Raw genomic sequence first — 3,236 nt, forward strand, 5'->3', positions numbered from 1 at the left:
TAACTGATCATCACTAAGATCGTCCGAATCTTTTATAGCGTCATAAAAGTCCCTATTCTCCCTACTAAAATTATCCAAGTATATATTATACTCCGAGTCCCACACGGGCTTCTTTATGGGTGTAAATTCAATATTATTGATACCACTCGGTTTTATAACAATAATATATTCTTTTAATTTTGGAATAGTTCCTAGTTTTTTGACACCAGCCATTTTTAGGCCACTGGCTTCACTCATTTTAACCGCAATGATTTTAACGAAATCGTATCCAAATATTTCTTCACAGACTTTCACTAAATTAAAGACTTCATTATCATCTATAGAAATATAAATCATTCCTTCTGGATGAAGTAAGTTTTTAGCAACAAGCAGTCGTGAAAATATCATATTCAGCCAATTTGTATGGCGCCGACCCGATGCATCATTGAACCTGTCTTTATAGATAAAGTTATTGCCGGTGTTATAGGGCGGGTCGATATAAATCATCTTTATCTTTTTGTGATAAGTCTTTTGCAACAATTTAAGCACTTCAAGATTATCGCCTTCAATAAACAGGTTCCCTGTGGTATCCCAGTTCACACTCTCTTCTTTGCAAGGGCGCAGCGTTCCGGTTGATGGCGTCTGGGCAATTTGACGTGCGCGAGCCTTACCCTGCCAAGTGAAGTTATAGCGCTCATCTGAATCATCAACGACTTCACCCAGCACGGCTTTTAAAGCGTCAAAGTCGATTTTTCCTTCAAAAAAAACTTCTGGGAATAATTGCTTAAGTTGGTCGATATTTTCTTGGGTGATTTGTTCAACGGTCATCAGGGGCATTCCATTCATTGACAACTGAGCAAAAAAAAGCCACGCCATGCGCAGCCTTGAATTCGTTATCCGTGATCAAATAACACTATCCGTTATCAAATGGCGTTATCCGTGATCAAACGGTGGGTTGGATTTACGACGGGTAGAAATGAAAAAGCCCCACTGGGTTAGTGAGGCTTTAAAATCATGTTTAACAACCTCCAAGCATAAAAACCTGCGGAGGATAACATAAATATACTAAAAAATAATTTTTTTGCAAGTATTTCACATTATTTTTTCTCATATTAAATTTACATCAATCTCCTTGCTATTATCCAGTTCATAGTTGATTGCTTTATGCATCTTTGCCTCAATTATTCTAATGCACCAGCGAACCCTGTCTCTTGATTGCGGTATTGTTAATTCATCTTTGGCTATTCTCGATAAATATTGCGCAATGGTTTCTATTCTGTGCCCATACACATAGTAGTTAACAGCCACGCGGAGTAGTGGGGATTTATCTCCAAAAACCCTTATCAGAAGATCATCCACAAATAACCCTATTTCATCAGAACATTTGGGAACTGAGCGATGCTTAAGATTTGCGATTATTTGCGAAAGTTTTTTGATAAGCTCATCACCACGATAACCTCTTTCGTGCAGCCCTTCGATCAATGCCGTTATGCCGTCTGCTGTTATGGCCCCCCGACCAGAAACAGACTCCATAAACCGACCGATAGGGCTTACCTTGTTCTTATCATCCAGCTCCTCATACGCCCATGCACCCCACGCACTTAAGGTGTGGTTAATCCATACTCGGTCATTAGGCTCTAGCGGATGTATTGGGCTTAGATCTCTGGATTTCTTTATTAGGGCAAGAAGTGCGATTTGGTCTTGAGGTAAGTTATGCTTTGATGTGACACAATTAAAAAATTCACCATCGGTTAGTTTTAAAAATCTATTTGCCTCTTGTACTGCTTCATCTTTATTTTTATGACTACCGAGGTAAAACTTGTGTCCGAATCTGTTTATCTGTATTCGCCATCGTTTCGTTCTTCTCTCTAAAGTTACACACCTAGCACCAGAAGTATTATTTTTCCCTAACCGCCTATTATGGGAATTCTGCTCTGGCGTTGCAGGCCTTAAGTTTAATATTCGATTATCAGACGTGTTCCCGTTTATGTGGTCTATTCCATGCTCAGGCCACACTCCATTCATGTAAAACCAAGCCAGCCGATGAGCCTTAAATTTTTTGGAGTTGATGCTTACTCCAATATACCCATGATCCATGAATCCTTTTACCCGAACCCCCTTACACAACCTACTGGTAAAGATGCCTGTTTCTGGATTATATTTCACTTGTTCGCGCAACATTGCCAGCTCTATATTTTCATCAGGCAAATTCGCTTTGTCATAGCGAGTCAGTATCATCTCACCTCCGGCAATACTGTGTGATACCTATCATGGGCAGTGCTAAACATCACCCTGACGCCGCGCATCACTTCCCCGACGACAATAGCGCGGTCTTTGGACTGGATGATGTTGTAGTCCCGGTCGTATTTCTCTTTTTTATGTCTGGCATCCTCAATAGCCTCATAAAAATCATCAAAGACTATGTTCATGCGGCCTCCATGTACTCACGTTTCCGCCGTTTTTCGTAATATCGGGCACGACGAGTGAATATTTGTTTCACTCGTTTGAGATAATTGATATCGAATTTGCGGGGTTCGTTGTTATGTTCCAATTGAGTAACTCGCTCTTCGCCAATTTTCTCAATTAGATTTATGCGGTACGGGATTAGATTCCCTGATAGGTCTCGGTTGCATTGGACGCAACCAGCGTGAATATTGAACAGATTAAATCTTAGATGTGATGCCGAACCTCTTGACCTGTAATGACTCGCATCAACTGCCCCACCTCTCACCCCATAATTCAGCGCCTTGCCACAGGCAATACATGGCTGACCATAATCGCGCCAGAATATGTATTTGTTGACTGCGGTTTGTGCTTCCTTATTCCAATCTGATTTTGTCTTGAGTTTTTCTTTTCTGGCTTTCAGTTCCTGACGCTCAATAGACCGCTGGTGACGCAATGCTTTCTCTGCTTTGCGCTCAGTCTCTATTGCCGCAAATTTTGCTGAACAGGGAACTGAACAGACTTTTTGAGTGGATCGATATGGCGTGAATTCTATGAGGCAGATTTTACAGGTCTTCGGCTTCGGCGTTTTTGCCTTTGCCATTTTCTACATTCTCCGTGTATGTTTCAAACCAGAACACTATCGGCGTGGTATCTAATTTCAATATGCCGAGCCGCTGCCCTGTTCTCAGGCATTGCGTTCTGTTAATTGAATTTTGTAATTCTCTGGTGATCACTCGTCTGAATGTTTCGATATCTGCACTGTGTTTATAAATATTGCAGCTACGACAGGTGGGCATCATATTTTCAATGGT

Annotated in this window: 4 protein-coding genes and 1 pseudogene; all 5 read right to left on the bottom strand. The window is 41.1% G+C overall.

Translation table 11 applies throughout. The annotated features are described in order from the left end of the window. A partial coding sequence (locus PSI14_RS19670; protein ID WP_370688901.1) for a site-specific DNA-methyltransferase occupies positions 1-816 on the bottom strand: 816 nt, incomplete at its 3' end. Positions 817-1,086: 270 nt separating this feature from the next. Further along, positions 1,087-2,217: an HNH endonuclease signature motif containing protein gene (locus PSI14_RS19675; protein ID WP_273577671.1), complete on the bottom strand. Its 1,131-nt coding sequence runs from the start codon at positions 2,215-2,217 to the stop codon at positions 1,087-1,089. After that, the gene (locus PSI14_RS19680; protein WP_273577672.1) at positions 2,214-2,408 is read right to left on the bottom strand and encodes a hypothetical protein; all 195 of its coding nucleotides are present in this window, start codon (positions 2,406-2,408) and stop codon (positions 2,214-2,216) included. The genes PSI14_RS19675 and PSI14_RS19680 overlap by 4 nt, the downstream gene beginning before the upstream one ends. Then, positions 2,405-3,025, bottom strand: coding sequence for a recombination protein NinG (locus tag PSI14_RS19685; RefSeq protein WP_273577673.1), 621 nt, complete (start codon positions 3,023-3,025; stop codon positions 2,405-2,407). Before PSI14_RS19685 ends, PSI14_RS19680 begins: the two co-directional genes overlap by 4 nt. After that, positions 2,988-3,236 (bottom strand): annotated as a pseudogene (locus PSI14_RS19690) (hypothetical protein); the annotation flags it as partial. The pseudogene PSI14_RS19690 and the gene PSI14_RS19685, both read right to left, overlap by 38 nt.

The sequence above is a fragment of the Xenorhabdus anantnagensis genome (assembly GCF_028598555.1).
GTDB lineage: Bacteria > Pseudomonadota > Gammaproteobacteria > Enterobacterales > Enterobacteriaceae > Xenorhabdus > Xenorhabdus anantnagensis.

Coding starts and splice junctions, on each gene's coding strand:
- PSI14_RS19675 (WP_273577671.1), bottom strand. CDS start 2,217: ATGATACTGACTCGCTATGACAAAGCGAATTTGCCTGATGAAAATATA.
- PSI14_RS19680 (WP_273577672.1), bottom strand. CDS start 2,408: ATGAACATAGTCTTTGATGATTTTTATGAGGCTATTGAGGATGCCAGA.
- PSI14_RS19685 (WP_273577673.1), bottom strand. CDS start 3,025: ATGGCAAAGGCAAAAACGCCGAAGCCGAAGACCTGTAAAATCTGCCTC.